This is a genomic window from Collinsella sp. OF02-10, from assembly GCF_003463445.1.
GTDB lineage: Bacteria > Actinomycetota > Coriobacteriia > Coriobacteriales > Coriobacteriaceae > Collinsella.
Window position 1 is genome coordinate 87,977 of sequence record NZ_QSCW01000005.1, and the last position, 14,457, is coordinate 102,433.

Below are 14,457 nucleotides of genomic sequence, written 5' to 3' on the forward strand. Positions count from 1 at the left end.
CATGGCGCTTTCTGAATACAGCAAGCGGCTGCTGGGTGCCTATGCCGAGCAGCCGTTCCTTATGGCTCCCATGGCGGGCGTGACCGACCCCGCCTATCGCATCATGTGTCGCCGCCGCGGTGCCAACCTTGCCTACAGCGAGATGGTGAGCGTGGCGGGTCTTGCCTATGCCAGCAACAAGACCTGGCGCCTGGTGCTACCGGCCGACGAGGAGCAGCAGATTTGCGTGCAGCTCTTTGGCTCCAGGCCCGAGCAGTTTGCGAGCGCCGTCGTCGCCGTCGAGGAGCGCGTTGGCGATCGCCTGTCGCTCATCGATATCAATATGGCATGCCCCGCCCGCAAGGTTGTCACCAAGGGCGAGGGTTCGGCGCTCATGCGCACGCCCGACCTGGCGGAGAAGATCGTCGAGGCCACGGTTGGCGCGGCGCACGTGCCCGTGACCGTCAAGATTCGCAAGGGCTTTTATGCCGAGGACCGCAATGCCGCGACATTTGCCCAGATGCTTGAGAGTGCAGGGGCTGCCGCAGTCGCCGTGCATGGTCGTTGCGCCACGCAGCTCTACACGGGCCAGGCCGATTGGTCGGTCGTCGATGAGGTTGCCGACGCTGTCGAGATTCCCGTGATTGGTTCGGGCGATGTGTTCTCGGCCGAGGACGCTGCTGAGCATCTGCACGGCTCGGGTGCCAGCGCGGTGTTTATCGCGCGCGGCATCTACGGCAATCCGTGGGTGTTCGGCGATGCCCGAGCCCTTGCACTCGATGGCACGCCGGTTCCTTCTCGCTCCTCGGTCGAGCGCCTGGAGGCTCTGCGCGAGCACCTGACGTTGACGCACGAGCTTCTGCCGCTCATGTCGCGTGCTCGCACGTACGCAAGCTGGTACTTAAAGGGCATGCCCCATGCCGCCGCCTGGCGCGCTCAGGTGGTGCGTTGCTCTACGTACGAGGAGTTTATGGCGCTGGTCGATGATATCGAGCGCGACGTGGTGGCCTGCGAGGCCGCGCTTGCCGCCGGCGAGTCGGTGCCTGCTCATCCGCTGGAGGCCTAACGGTGGCCGTTACCGCGCTGTACGTGCACGTGCCGTTTTGCGCTCAAAAGTGCCGGTACTGCGACTTTGACTCGCGCAGCTTTGCTGCGTGTGATTTGGATGCCGCGCTTGATTCCTATTTTGAGCAGTTGTATGCGCGCCTCGATTCCTTTGGCGACGCCGGGGCGCTTGCGCAGGTCCGCACGGTCTATACTGGCGGCGGCACGCCATCGCTGGCAGGGGAGCGCTTGGTGGAACTTGCCCGGCGTATCTCCATGTGGTGCAAACCCGTTGAATTTACTTGCGAAGCCAATCCTGAGTCCCTGACCGCTGAGCTCGCCTCAGCGCTTGCCGAGGCGGGTGTCACGCGCATCTCTCTGGGCGTGCAAACCCTCGACAATACCGAGCTGGCTGCTATTGGCCGCATTCACGATGCCAATCGGGCACTTGCGGCTATCGCGACGGTGAAGGACGCTGGCCTCGATGCGTCGTGCGACCTGATTTGCGGCCTTCCCGGGCAGACGGCCGCAAGCTGGCGGAGCACGCTCGATGGCGTGCTGGCGGCGGCGCCGCATCATGTATCGGTGTACCCGCTCACGCTCGAGGAGGGCACACCACTCTATCGCATGGCATGCCGTGACGAGTCGCTTGAGCCCGATGAGGATTTCCAGGCCGCATGCATGGACGTTGCGCGCCAGCGGCTGAGTTCGGCCGGCTACCATCCGTATGAGGTGGCGAGCTACGCGCTCGATGGGCATGAATGTGCCCATAATATCGCCTACTGGACTGGTCGGGGCTACCTGGGCCTGGGTCGTTCTGCCGCGGGCATGCTCGACGACGAGGATTTCGACCGCTTGGCTGGACTGTTTCCCGGCGTGGCTCCCCGTGGTGACTTTCACCGCGTGCGTTTGGTACAACGCGACGATGCCGCGACGATGTTTGATGCCGAGTATCTGTCGCGGCGCGAGGCGGCGGCCGAGGACCTGATGCTCGCTTGTCGCATGACGCGCGGTGTTGATTCCGACCTGTTGGTTCGCGCGTCTCGTGTCATCCCTGCCGATGAACTGGCAGCGGCTTGTGATCGCGCTCTTGAGCTTGGGCTTGCCACTTGGGTGCCCGAGCACGGTGATACCCATGCGGGGCCTATCGCCTCTGTCGATGTCATCGCTGGCTGCTCCTGTGCCCGTCTGGCGCCGACCCATCTGGGCTGGCTCGATGGAAATGTTCTGTTCGAGCTGTTTTGGGATCTAGCTTAGGCCGCTCGGGTAGAATTACCGGAATATATACGCTGCTGTGAGCAGGAGGTTGCCGCGCATGGCGACGATGAACGAAAAAGATTACTACGAGATTCTGGGTGTCTCCAAGGACGCCACCTCGCGTGATATTCAAAAGGCCTTCCAGCAAAAGGCCCGTAAGCTCCATCCGGACGTCAATAAAGAGCCGGATGCCGAGGAAAAGTTTAAAGAGGTTTCCGAGGCCTACGCCGTGCTTTCGGATGAACAAAAACGTGCGCGCTACGACGCCATGCGTTCTGGCAATCCCTTTGCCGGTGCTCCTACGGCTTCGCCCTATGGTGGCGGCTACGCCGGCAGCACGGGCTATGGCAATCCCTTTGAGGGCGGCTTTCCCTTTGGTGGCGCCTGGGGCCAGCAGCGTCGCGGCCAGGCTGCCTACAATCCCGAGAACGGCGCCAACGTGGTCGTCGATATCAAACTCGACGCCAAGGAGGCCAAGGGCGGTGCCCGCAAGACCGTCCGCTACACGCGCTTCGATACCTGTAGCAACTGCGGCGGCTTGGGCTCCGTTTCGTCTGAGCATGCCCATACCTGCCCGAGCTGCGGTGGCCGCGGCCACATCGACGTCGACCTGTCCTTCCTGTTTGGTGCGGGCACGTTCCAGTCGGTCTGCCCCGAGTGCGGCGGTTCCGGTAAGGTCGTGGCCGACCCCTGCCCCGATTGCGGTGGCAGCGGGCGAACCCGTGTGACCTCCGAGCAGACGATTGAGTTTCCTGCCGGCACGCATGACGGCGACGAGGTCCGCATTGGCGGCATGGGCCATGCTGGCACTAACGGTGCCGCGGGCGGCGACCTGGTCGGCCGCGCCCATGTTGAGGCCGAGCGCTTGGAAGGCAAAGCTCGTACTGGCTTTTACCTGATGGGCATTGTGGCGCCGTTTTTGGTGCTGTCGGCCATCTCGGGCGTGTTCTCGGCCTTTGCCGTGATGTGCTTTATTCCGTTTACCATGGGCCTGTTCATGGTGCTTTCGGACGGTGTGCTTCATCGCAGCCTGCTGTGGTGGAAGCGCGGTGCGATGCAGTTTGCCAACGGTTTTGCCAACGGCTTCATGTTCGCGCTCGTGTCGGTTTGGTTCGCGAGCTGCTCGCAGCGCGCGATGCTTGCGCCCTACGGGATGCAATAACATCAAACCCTCTGTTTGCGGCCGGCCCTGCATGGGTATAGGACGCACTGTGACAATATTGAAAGTCGGAAGGATTCGGTCGTGTCGGAAAATAGGGATTACTACGAGGTGCTTGGCGTCGACAGGGATGCCGACGCGCGGACGATTAAGCGTGCGTTTTTAAAGAAGGCCCGTACCGTACATCCGGATGTTTCGGACGACCCCGAGGCCGAGGCCAAGTTCAAGGAGCTCAACGAGGCCTATTCCGTTCTTTCCGATGAGCAGAAGCGTGCTAACTACGACCGTTACGGCACCGCGGACGGCCCCGGTGGCTCTGGTTATGTCGACATCAACGATATCTTTGGTGGCATGGGCATGGACGACCTGTTCTCATCGTTTTTTGGCGGCGGTGCCGGCGGTGGCGCCCGCAGCCGTCGTGAGCGTCGTCGCGGACGTGACATGGCCATCTCGCTTTCGGTGACGCTCGAGGAGGCGGCGCTCGGCTGCAAAAAGACGATCAGCTATGATCGCCTTGCTCCTTGCGAGGACTGCAACGGTACCGGTAGGGCCGAGGGTGCACAGGAAAAGCAGTGCAGTCGCTGCCACGGTACGGGCTACGTCACGACGGTTCAGCGATCGTTTTTGGGCCAGGTTCAGTCTTCCTCGCCTTGCCCCGACTGCCATGGCGAGGGCACGGTTATCGACCATCCCTGCGAGACCTGCGACGGTCAGGGCCGCACGCCTTCGCACGAAAAGATCGACATCGATATTCCCGCCGGCGTTTCGACCGGTCGCCAGCTGCGTGTGAGCGGCTTTGGCGAGGCCGGCCTTCGCGGCGAGCCTTCGGGCGACCTGATTGTCAACGTGCGCGTTGCCGACCATGAGCGCTTTAAGCGCAACAGTGACGACCTGTACCTGGTGAGCGATATCTCGATTGCGCAGGCTGCGCTCGGCTGCGAGATCGAGGTCGAGGGCATTATGCCCGACGAGGTCGTTAAGGTGACGGTTCCCGCCGGCGCCCAGTACGGCGACACCGTGAGCGTCAATAATTACGGCATGCCGCGCATTGGCGGTGGCGGTTCGCGTGGCCGCCTGATCGTGCAACTGCGCGTGGTCGTTCCCACCAATCTTTCCAATAAGCAACGCGAGCTGCTCCGTGCTTTTGCCGACGAGATGGGCGATGACGTCGCTTCCGGTAAGAAGTCGGTGACCGACCGTATTAAGAGTGCCCTCGACGATATCCTCGATTAAGGAGCCCGCGTGCTCGCACCCCATATTTCCGTCGTCAACCTCGGCTGCCGTGTCAACCGGGTTGAGTCTGACCGTATCACTGCCGATCTTATGCGCCTGGGCTTTGCTATTGTGGAGCCCCAGGATGCCGATTTGATCGTCATTAACACCTGTGCCGTTACGGGCGAGGCCGAGGCCAAGACCCGTAAGGCCGTCCGTCATGCGCTGGCCCATCCAAATGAGCCCTATGTGCTCGTGACCGGTTGCGTGGTCAATTTGCATCCCGAGGAGCTGTTGGAGCTTTCGGATCGCGTGATCGCCGAGCCGTCCAAGATCGATGTCGCCGAACGTGTCTGCGAGGTGCTGGGCGTTGAGTCCGATAGCGTTCCCGCCTGCAGCGATGGCGGGGTGGTCGATGCGCTCGGTCGCTCTCGCCTGGGCGTGAAGATCCAGGACGGCTGCAACCATCGCTGCACCTATTGCATTGTGTGGAAGGCGCGCGGCCCCGAGCGCTCCGTGCCTGTCGAGTCCGTGCTTGAGCAAGTTCGCGAGGCCCAGGAGGCCGGCGTGCCCGAGGTGGTGCTGACCGGTGTGAACCTGGGTGCCTACGATGGCAAGAGCGCGACCGACGAGCATGTCGAAATCGATGAGCTGCTCGAGGCCATCATGGAGCGCACGACTATTGCGCATGTGCGCATTTCCTCGGTCGAACCCATGGATATCTCTGAGCGCCTGCTTAAGGTTATGGCGCGCTATCCGCAGCGTATTGCCCCGTTTTTGCACCTGCCCGTGCAGTCCGGCTGTACGGCGACGCTGCATCGCATGGGTCGTCCCTATAGTGCCGAGGCCTTTGAGGACACGGTGCGCATGATTCGCGCCATCCTGCCGCAGGCGTCTCTTTCGTGCGACGTCATCGTCGGTTTTCCTGGTGAGACGGACGAGGAGTTCGAGGAGTCGCTGGCGCTGTGCCGCCGTGTGGGTTTCTCGCGTATGCACGTGTTCCGCTATAGCAAGCGTCCCGGTACCCTTGCTGCCGACATGCCCGACCAGGTGCCGCCCGAGGTTATGGCCGAGCGCAGCCGTCGTATGCGAGACACGGCGCAGGAGCTCGCTATTGCCGATGCTCGTCGTCGCGTGGGCACTGTCGAGCGTGCCGTGCTCGAGTATGGTGACAGCCTGACGCTCGGTTCGTTCCATCATGCCCGTCTTGACGATACCTGTGGACTTACAGCCCCGTGCCTGCTCGATGTTGCTATCATCGGAGTCGATGATTCCGGCTTGGTCCATGCGCGCAGGGAGGTCCATGGAAGCCTCGAAGATTAGACTTACCGTTCCCGAGGGAATTGATCCCTCGTGCGTTTTGGGCGCCGGCGACGGCGTCCTTCGTGCACTCGAGAGCTTGGTTCGCGCCCATGTGGTCGCCCGTGGCGATTGCATCGCCGTGAGCGGTGACCCGGACGAGGTCGAACTCGTGGCTCGCTTTTTCGAACATGCTTTTCGCGAGGCGGCGGCCGGTCGTACCCTGTCTGCCGACGATGTCTCTCGCTGCCTGGCCGTCTTGCGCGACGGTGAGCACGAGGCTACGTCGCTTCGCGATGACGTGCTGCTTTCGTATCGCGGCCGCGTCATTCGCCCCAAGACGCTCGGGCAAAAGCGCTATGTGGATGCCATCCGCTCGCATACCATCACGTTTGGCCTGGGTCCAGCCGGTACCGGTAAGACTTATCTGGCCATGGCGCTCGCCGTTGCCGCGCTCAAGCGCCACGAGGTGGGCCGTTTGATCTTGACGCGTCCGGTTGTCGAAGCAGGGGAGAACCTGGGCTTTTTGCCCGGCACCCTCGAGGAAAAGATCGATCCGTACATGCGTCCGCTCTACGACGCCCTTTTTGACATGATGGATCGCGAGCGCACCGATGAGCTTATGGAGCGCGGCGTGATCGAGATCGCCCCGCTTGCCTATATGCGCGGTCGTACGCTGAGCGATGCCTTCGTGGTGCTCGACGAAGCGCAAAATACCACGCCCGAGCAGATGAAGATGTTCCTGACACGACTTGGATTCAACTCCAAGTTCGTGATTACCGGCGACCTCAGCCAGCGCGACCTGGTGGGTCGTCGTGGTGGCTTGGCGGATGTCGAGAAGATTTTGGGCCGTGTCGACGATGTGGCGTTTGCACACCTGGAGCGCGCCGATGTGGTGCGCCATGCCCTGGTGGGTCGTATCGTCGAGGCATACGATGCTTATGATGACGTGCGTGAGCAGCGCTCGCGCGACCGAAAGGAGTCCCGTTGAGTGTATTGATCAGCAACGATGCCGAGCTCGATACGCTGCTCGACGCGCAGGAGGTGGAGCACATTTGCGAGGTTGTGCTTGCTGCCGAGGACGTTGAACGTGAAGTCGAGATTTCCCTTTCGTATGTCGACGAGGACGAGATGCACGAGCTCAACCACGAGTGGCGTGGCATCGACCGCACCACCGATGTGCTCTCGTTTGAATGCGACTCGGCCTTTGACGAGGATATTCCCGCCGACGAGACGCTCGAGCTCGGCGATATCATCTTGGCCCCGCAGGTCATTGCCCGTCAGGCCCCCGGCTTTGGCAATAGCCCTGCCGACGAGTGCCGCCTGATGCTCGTACACGGCATGCTGCACCTGCTGGGGTATGACCATATCGAGGACGACGAGGCCGAGGTCATGGAGGCCCGCGAGGACGCTATCCTGCGCGTTCTGGCGCTCGAGCGCGGCGAGGACCCCAAACTCGTTCACGTCGGCCCCATCACCAATCATGCCCACGACTAGGAGCCGCTTATGATTCCCGGATCGAACAAGGACCATCCGTCCTTTTTAAAGTCGTTCTCCTACGCCATGGAGGGCTTCGTCACCGCCGTCAAGACCGAGCGCAACATTAAGGTCATGCTCGTAGCGGGCGTGTGCACCATCATTGCCGGCTGCATCGTGGGGCTCGACATTGCCGAGTGGGCCACGATTATCATCTGCTGCGGCCTGGTGATTCACGGCGAGCTGTGCAATACCGCCATGGAGGCCATTGTCGATCTGGCGACCCAGGAGCTCCATCCGTTGGCAAAACGCGCCAAGGACATCGCCGCCGCCTCGGTATACGTACTTTCAATCACCGCCGCGATTGTGGGCTTGCTGGTATTTGCCCACGCGCTCGGCTTTATTTAGAAAGGGATTCCCATGTCCGACAATATGCAGCCTATCGATGAAATTTTGGACGACGAGTCCCCGGATGCTAAGGCGACCGAGGCCTATGAGGAAGTCGAGGAGTTCGACCCGTTTGAGGGCATGAGCGACGAGGAACTCGACGCCCTGTGCGACGAGGACGACAGCCTCGCGGGCTTTGGCGACGTTGAGCCCGGTTTCCGCAGTGGCTTCGTGGCCTTGGTCGGCCGCCCCAACGCCGGTAAGTCAACGCTGCTCAACGCCTGCTATGGCAAAAAGGTCGCCATCACCTCGCCGGTGGCCCAGACGACCCGCCTCCGCATGCGCGCCGTCGTCAACCGCCCCGGCTACCAGCTGGTCTTTGTCGATACCCCGGGTATCCACAAGCCCAAGGACGGTCTAGGGTCCGAGCTCAATAAAAGTGCGCTGTTCGAGCTGAACGATGTCGATGTTGTCGCGTTTTTGATTGATGCCACCAAACCGATCGGCAGGGGAGACGCCTGGGTTGCCGAGCGCGTCAGATGCGCCCGTTGCAAGAAGGTCCTGGTGCTCACCAAGGCCGATGAAGCCGACCCCGCACAGGTCATGGAGCAGCTTAAGGCCGCCCACGAGCTTATGGAATATGACGACGAGATCGTGACGTCGTCGGTCAAGAACTTTAACGTCGATGCCTTCATCGAGACCGTTGCGCACTTTTTGCCCGAGGGTCCGCGTTGGTTCCCCGAGGACATGGGTACCGACGCTTCCGATGAGACGCTCGTTGCCGAGTTTGTGCGCGAGAAGGTCTTGCGCCGCACCCGTGATGAGATCCCGCACTCCGTGGGTGTGATTTGCGATGCGCTTGAGCAGACCAAGAAGGTGCTGCGCGTGCACGCCACCATTTACGTCGAGCGCGAGGGCCAAAAGGGCATCATCATCGGCAAGGGCGGCGAGATGATCAAACATATCGGCATCGACGCCCGTCGCGACCTTGAGCTCATCTTTGGCACCCAAGTCTTTTTGGAGCTGGACGTGAAGGTCAAGGCCGGCTGGCGTGACGACGAGGCCCAGATTCGCCGCTTTGGCTATAACGCCGAGGATTAGGGACACGCGGCGCGTATGGCAGGTTCTCGTACATATCGCACGAAAGTGCTCGTGCTCGATAAGACGAAGCTCAAAGAGACGGACCTGATCCTGACGATGCTTGACGAGCGGGGTCGGCAGGTTCGTGCCGTGGCAAAGGGCGCCCGCAAACCCGGCGGACGCCTGGCTGCGCGCTGCGAGATGTTCTGTACCGTTGATCTGCTGCTTGCGCATGGACGGTCGCTCGACGTGGTTTCCCAGGCCGAGCTTATGGAGGCGCCGCTCGGCGCCGCGCCCGATTACGAGATGACATGCTCCGCAAGCGCGATCGCCGAGGTCGCGCGCGTGTGCTCGTTCGAGGACGCCGAGGATCCGTTTACCTTTGCCATCACGCAGCGGGCGCTTGCCCTGGTGGGCAGCGGGCTCGACGCGGCACATATGGACCTGCTCGTGGCGGCCTTTGTCTTTAAATTGCTGTCGCACGTTGGCTACCGACCCGATTTTTCGGCATGCGTGCTGTGCGGAGACCCGATGCTGTCGTATTTTTCGCCCCAGGCGGGCGGCCTCATGTGCGGGTCGTGCGCGTCGAGCGTGCCCGGTGCCGAGCTGGTGTCGACCGGTGAGGTCGCATGGCTGCGCGCCCTCATGTCCATGACCTTCGATGCGCTTATGGCCGAGAGGATCGACACGCATACGGCGGCGTTCTTGCTCGGGCTTTCGCATGTGTGGGCTGCGACGCACACCGATCAGCGCCTCCGTGCGATGGAATTCATGTTGGGTCGGTGATGATGCGCAGGCACGGGCTGCTTGTGGTAACATACCGACCTGTTGGTACCTCGACCTTGGATGCTCGCTCCACCGGCGGCTTCCCAGTCCGAGGCGAATAGCGTCGCCCGCGGGCGACAAGAAGCGAAAGGTGAAACAATGACTGTTTCCAAAGAGCGCAAGGCGGAGCTGACTGCCCAGTTCGGTAACACCCCGGTCGACACCGGCAACCCCAAGGTTCAGGTCGCCATCCTGACCGAGCGCATCAAGGAGCTGACCGAGCACATGAAGTCCCACCAGAAGGACTTCCACACCCGTCGTGGCCTGCTCATGCTCGTCGGCCGTCGTCGTCGTCTTCTCTCCTACATCAAGAAGAACGACATCGTCGAGTACCGTGAGCTCATTAAGGCTCTGGGCATCCGCGACAACATCCAGTAAGGATTTGTACATGCTAAGAGCGTCCTGCGCAGCGGGGCGCTCTTTTTGTGTAAGGGCGTGAACAATCGCGCTCTGAAGCGTGGCGGGGGCAGGGGGCCCGCGTCACATGAGAAGCCCGCAGGCAAGGGGTCTGCGGGGTAAAGGAGAACAATGACACTCGTATCCAAGACCTTTGAGCTGTACGGCAAGACCTACACCTTTGAGTCGGGCGAGCTTGCCAAGCAGGCCACCGGCGCCTGCCTGGTCAAGCAGGGCGACACCACGATGCTCGACACCGTGGTCGTCTCCAAGGAGCGCAAGAACTACGACTTCTTCCCGCTGACCGTCGACTTCAACGAGAAGATGTACGCCGCCGGCCGCATCCCGGGTGGCTACCTCAAGCGTGAGGGCCGTCCCAGTGAGAAGGCCACGCTCACCGCGCGCATGATCGACCGTCCGATTCGCCCGAGCTTCCCGGACGGCTTCCGCAACGAGGTACACATCGTCGCTACCTCGCTCGTCGCCGACCAGGTCAACCCCTTTGACGTCATCAACGTCATGGGTGCCTCCCTGGCCATGACGCTCGGCGGCGTGCCCTTCGAGGGCCCGCTTGCCTGCGTGCGCATCGGCCGTAACGTGGAGACCGGCGAGTTTATCGTCAACCCCACCTACGAGGAGCGCGAGAACTCCGACCTGGACCTGGAGCTGGGCGGCTCTGCCGACTTCATCTCGATGGTCGAGGCCGGCGCCGAGGAGATCTCCGAGGACGACATGCTCGCCGCCATGAAGTTTGGCCAGGAGGCCCTTGCCGCCTTCTGCCAGGCCCAGGACGAGTTCGTTGCCGAGTGGGAGCAGGTCAATGGCGCCATCGTCAAGAAGGAGTACCCGCTCGACCAGCCCGTCGAGGAGGTCCAGGAGCGCATCTTCGCCCACTACGACGAGATGGCCGCCGCCCTTCGCGATGCCGACAAGCTCTCCCGTATCGGTAAGGTCGAGGCTCTGAAGGAGTCCATCCGTGCCGAGTTCACCGAGGAGGAGCAGGCCGCTTGGGAGCGCGAGATCCCCGTGGCGCTCAAGAAGCTCGAGAAGAAGGCTATGCGCACCATGGTCGTCGAGACCGGCGAGCGCGTCGACGGCCGTGCCGCCGATGAGATTCGCCCCATCATGGTGAAGGATAACTACCTGCCGCTCGTTCACGGCTCCGGTCTGTTCCAGCGTGGCCAGACCCAGGTGCTTTCCGTCCTGTCGCTCGGTATGCTCAACGAGGGTCAGCGTCTGGATACCATCGAGCCCACCGAGGGCAAGCGCTATATGCACCACTACAACTTCCCGCCGTTCTGCACCGGCGAGACTGGCCGCATGGGCAGCCCCAAGCGCCGCGAGATCGGCCACGGCAACCTGGCCGAGCGCGCCCTGCTCCCGGTGCTCCCCGACGAGAACGAGTTCCCCTACGCTATTCGCGTGGTCTCCGAGGTCATGGAGTCCAACGGCTCCTCTTCGATGGCTTCGACCTGCGGCTCCACGCTCGCCCTTATGGACGGCGGCGTGCCTATTAAGCGCCCGGTCTCCGGTATCGCCATGGGCCTGATCCAGGAGGAGGGCAAGACCGTGGTCCTGTCCGATATCCAGGGTCTCGAGGACTTCCTGGGCGACATGGACTTTAAGGTCACCGGCACCACCGAGGGCATCACCGCCCTGCAGATGGACAACAAGGCCACCGGTCTTACCTTCGACATCTTGGCCCGCGCCCTGCAGCAGGCCAAGGAGGGTCGCGCCTTCATCCTGCAGAAGATGCTCGATGTGATCCCCGAGCCGCGCCACACCACGCGCAGCACCGCTCCGCGCATCGTCTCCATCCAGGTTCCGACCGACAAGATCCGCGACGTTATCGGTTCTGGTGGTAAGGTCATCCGCGGCATCCAGGATGAGACCGGCGCTTCGGTCGACATCCAGGAGGACGGCACCGTCTTTGTCGGCGGCACTGGCGAGTCCGTCGATCAGGCCGTCGAGCGCATCAAGCTCATCATCAAGGTTCCTGAGCCGGGCGAGGAGTACACCGGTCGCGTGGTCTCCATCCAGCCCTTCGGCGCCTTCGTGAACCTGCTGCCCGGTAAGGACGGCCTGCTTCACATCTCCCGCGTCGCCAAGGGCCGCGTGGAGAAGGTCGAGGACGTCCTCAACGTGGGCGACGAGGTCAAGGTCGTCGTCATCGAGGTCGACGATCGCGGTAAGATCTCGCTCGATCGTCTGGATAAGCCCGAGGCCCCGGCACGCGCCGAGGGTGCCTCCGAGGGCGACGGCGAGCACTTCCAGCGCCGTGAGCGTCCGCGTCGCGAGCGCTCCGAGCGCAGTGACCGTCCGCGCCGTCCCGGCGACAACGGAGGCCGCAAGCCCCGCCGTCACCACGACGCCGAGTAACAGCCGTACATAACCAGCACCGCAAGGGCGACTCCGGACAGGGGTCGCCCTTTTGCTTGCGCCCGGGAGGGCCGCATATGAAGTTTCCTGCTCTACGGGAAACCGGCGGGATAGACCGGTTTGGATGGGGCTTTGATGCATGGGTGGTCTGTTGGTGGGCAAATGGGTATCATACTGTGGTTATTGCATCGACTCTGCGATGCATGTTTGTATGTTCCCGGCGGTCGGTTTGCCAGAAGCGCCCCGTCGGTTGTTCCAGACCCGTTTCGAAGAAAGGAAACCACACTTACCTATGGCAGCTAAAAAATCATCTCCTTTGAAGATCATTCCGCTCGGCGGCCTTGACGGCATCGGCAAGAACATGACGGTCTTCGAGTGCGGCGACGACATGGTGCTCGTCGACGCCGGTCTTATGTTCCCGGATGACTCCCAGCCCGGTATCGACCTGGTGCTTCCCGACTACACCTATGTTCTGGAGAACGAGGAGAAGCTCCGCGGTATCATCGTCACTCACGGCCACGAGGACCACACCGGTTCGCTTCCGTACCTGCTGCAGGACCTCAACAACAAGGTGCCCATCTTCTCGAGCAAGCTGACGCTCGGTTTTATCGAGGGCAAGCTCTCCGAGTTCCGCATCCGCGCGCCTAAGTTCCGCGAGGTCAAGGGCGGCAGCCATGTCAACCTCGGCGGCATCTCGCTCGACTTCTTCTCGATGACGCACTCCATCCCCGGCGCTCTGGGCGTGTTCATCCGCACCAATCAGGGCACCGTTATGCACACCGGCGACTTTAAGCTCGACCAGACGCCCATCGATGGCGTCACGCCCGACTATGCCGCTATCAGCCGCTTTGCCAAGCAGGGCATCGACCTGCTGCTTTCCGACTCCACCAATGCCACGGTTCCCGGCTTTACCAAGTCCGAGGCCGAGGTTGGTCCCAACCTGCTGCACGCCATCAAGAACGCCCCGGGTCGCGTGTTCGTCGCATCGTTCTCGAGCCACATCCATCGTTTGCAGCAGATCTGCGATGCCGCCCGCAAGTGCGGCCGTAAGGTCGTTGTGACCGGTCGCTCCATGCTCACGAACACCCGCGTGGCGCGCGAGCTCGGTTATCTCAACATCGATGATGCCGATATCATCGATGCCTTCGATATCGATAACCTGCCTGACGACAAGATCGTCGTCATGTGCACTGGTTCGCAGGGCGAGCCGCTGTCGGCCCTGTCCCGCATGGCCAATGGCGAGCACAAGACGCTCTCCATCCACGAGGGCGATACCGTTATCCTCTCGGCAACTCCCGTTCCTGGCAACGAGAAGGCCGTCCAGCAGGTCGTCAACAGCCTGGCCAAGCTCGGCTGCGACGTGTGGGATAAGAACCGCGCTCTCGTCCACGTCTCGGGTCACGGTAGCCAGGAGGAGCTCAAGCTCCTGATGGCCATGGCCAAGCCCACGTATTTTATGCCGGTTCACGGTGAGGCCGTGCATCTGCGCGCCCATGCCCAGCTGGCCCGCAAGATGGGCATCAAGGACGATCATATCTTTATCCTCGATAACGGCGACACGCTCGAGATGCGCGGTGGTATCGTCAAGCGCGGTACGCCCGTCGAGTCCGGTGTCGTTTACGTCGACGGCCTGCGTATCGGCGATACCGACCCCATCGTCCTGCGCGATCGCCAGAAGCTCGCCAACGACGGTATGGTCACGGCCGTTGCCATCGTCTCCCTCAAACATAAGAAGATCGAGGCCATCGAGTTCTCGGGCCGCGGCGTCTCGTTTGCCATCGACGACCAGTTCTCCGAGGATGCCTCCGCGTCCATTATGAAGACGATCGAGAAGGGTAAGTTCAGCTTTACCAGCAGCGGTTCCGATGCCATTCGCAAGGCCGTGCGCGATTCGCTCTCTAACTTTATCTGGAGCCGTACGCGCACCCGTCCGATGATCATCCCGGTCGTCATGGAGGTTTAGT

The 14,457-nt window shown here is 62.0% G+C and carries 13 protein-coding genes; all 13 read left to right on the plus strand.

The annotated features are described in order from the left end of the window. The first annotated feature begins 1 nt into the window (after window position 1). The 13 genes from dusB (at window position 2) to DXA43_RS04085 (ending at window position 14,456) form a co-directional block, all read left to right on the plus strand. Complete coding sequence (gene dusB / locus DXA43_RS04025; protein ID WP_117806320.1) at window positions 2–1,045, plus strand: tRNA dihydrouridine synthase DusB; 1,044 nt, start codon at window positions 2–4, stop codon at window positions 1,043–1,045. 2 nt (window positions 1,046–1,047) lie between these two features. Further along, entirely contained in the window at window positions 1,048–2,280 is a 1,233-nt protein-coding gene (gene hemW, locus DXA43_RS04030; protein ID WP_117806321.1) for a radical SAM family heme chaperone HemW, read from the plus strand. Between the two features lie 58 nt (window positions 2,281–2,338). Continuing rightward, window positions 2,339–3,442 (plus strand): DnaJ domain-containing protein, encoded by a 1,104-nt coding sequence (locus tag DXA43_RS04035; RefSeq protein ID WP_199580518.1) that lies wholly within the window; start codon window positions 2,339–2,341, stop codon window positions 3,440–3,442. Between the two features lie 81 nt (window positions 3,443–3,523). After that, window positions 3,524–4,672, plus strand: a complete 1,149-nt coding sequence (gene dnaJ, locus DXA43_RS04040) for a molecular chaperone DnaJ (protein ID WP_117806322.1) — start codon at window positions 3,524–3,526, stop codon at window positions 4,670–4,672. 9 nt (window positions 4,673–4,681) lie between these two features. Further along, complete coding sequence (locus DXA43_RS04045) at window positions 4,682–5,974, plus strand: MiaB/RimO family radical SAM methylthiotransferase (protein WP_117806323.1); 1,293 nt, start codon at window positions 4,682–4,684, stop codon at window positions 5,972–5,974. After that, on the plus strand, window positions 5,955–6,941 hold the full coding sequence (locus DXA43_RS04050; protein ID WP_117786041.1) for a PhoH family protein: 987 nt from the start codon (window positions 5,955–5,957) through the stop codon (window positions 6,939–6,941). Before DXA43_RS04045 ends, DXA43_RS04050 begins: the two co-directional genes overlap by 20 nt. Further along, window positions 6,938–7,447: an rRNA maturation RNase YbeY gene (gene ybeY / locus DXA43_RS04055; RefSeq protein WP_117806324.1), complete on the plus strand. Its 510-nt coding sequence runs from the start codon at window positions 6,938–6,940 to the stop codon at window positions 7,445–7,447. The genes DXA43_RS04050 and ybeY overlap by 4 nt, the downstream gene beginning before the upstream one ends. Window positions 7,448–7,456: 9 nt before the next feature. Beyond that, window positions 7,457–7,834: a diacylglycerol kinase family protein gene (locus DXA43_RS04060; RefSeq protein ID WP_117635248.1), complete on the plus strand. Its 378-nt coding sequence runs from the start codon at window positions 7,457–7,459 to the stop codon at window positions 7,832–7,834. A gap of 12 nt (window positions 7,835–7,846) precedes the next feature. Next, window positions 7,847–8,914 carry a GTPase Era gene (era, locus tag DXA43_RS04065; protein ID WP_199580519.1) on the plus strand — a complete coding sequence of 356 codons (1,068 nt, stop codon included), beginning with the start codon at window positions 7,847–7,849 and terminating at the stop codon, window positions 8,912–8,914. 15 nt (window positions 8,915–8,929) lie between these two features. Beyond that, on the plus strand, window positions 8,930–9,679 hold the full coding sequence (gene recO / locus DXA43_RS04070; RefSeq protein ID WP_117806325.1) for a DNA repair protein RecO: 750 nt from the start codon (window positions 8,930–8,932) through the stop codon (window positions 9,677–9,679). A gap of 138 nt (window positions 9,680–9,817) precedes the next feature. Further along, a complete protein-coding gene (rpsO, locus tag DXA43_RS04075) occupies window positions 9,818–10,096 on the plus strand; it encodes a 30S ribosomal protein S15 (protein ID WP_099431792.1) in 279 nt (92 codons plus the stop codon). Window positions 10,097–10,246: 150 nt separating this feature from the next. Continuing rightward, entirely contained in the window at window positions 10,247–12,493 is a 2,247-nt protein-coding gene (locus tag DXA43_RS04080) for a polyribonucleotide nucleotidyltransferase (protein ID WP_117639884.1), read from the plus strand. A 292-nt stretch (window positions 12,494–12,785) separates the two neighbouring features. Next, entirely contained in the window at window positions 12,786–14,456 is a 1,671-nt protein-coding gene (locus tag DXA43_RS04085) for a ribonuclease J (RefSeq protein ID WP_117654800.1), read from the plus strand. Window position 14,457 lies beyond the last annotated feature (1 nt).